The sequence below is a fragment of the Acinetobacter sp. Colony158 genome, assembly GCF_019264745.1.
Classification (GTDB): domain Bacteria; phylum Pseudomonadota; class Gammaproteobacteria; order Pseudomonadales; family Moraxellaceae; genus Acinetobacter; species Acinetobacter ursingii.
The window spans coordinates 1832608-1833092 of record NZ_CP078523.1; the positions used below are offsets into that span (position 1 = coordinate 1832608).

The 485-nt window shown below is 42.3% G+C and carries 1 protein-coding gene; it reads left to right on the forward strand.

All coding sequences use genetic code 11. The annotated features are described in order from the left end of the window. Positions 1-485, forward strand: a 485-nt coding sequence (locus tag JR005_RS14720) for a TonB-dependent receptor (protein ID WP_228731663.1), incomplete at both ends; no start/stop codon positions are given.

Genomic DNA, 485 nt, shown 5'->3' on the forward strand with positions numbered 1-485 from the left:
CAATCCACGTCATGCAGGTGGTGTGATTGATTTTGAACGGAATTATTATGGCGCAGATCTACGCTGGACTGGCAAAGAACTTCTTCCCAATATCACCGTGAGTGCAGGAGTGGCCTTAGATGCGATGGATGAGGATCGTCAAGGTTATGAAAATTTTACCTTAATCAACAATCAGCCGAGTTATGGGGTTAAAGGTACTTTGCGCCGTGATGAAGACAATACTTTGTGGAATATTGATCCTTATTTACAAGCCTCATGGCAGTTTTTACCGACTTGGCGTTTAGATACAGGCGTGCGTTATAGCAATGTTCATTATAAATCAGATGATAATTACATCACTGCAAGCAATCCAGATGACAGTGGCAAGACTGATTATTCCAAAGTTTTACCTTCGGCCGCTTTAAGCTGGCAAATCATGCCTGAACTTTTGGCTTATGTGAGTTACGCCAAAGGCTTTGAAACACCAACCTTTACCGAAATGGCTT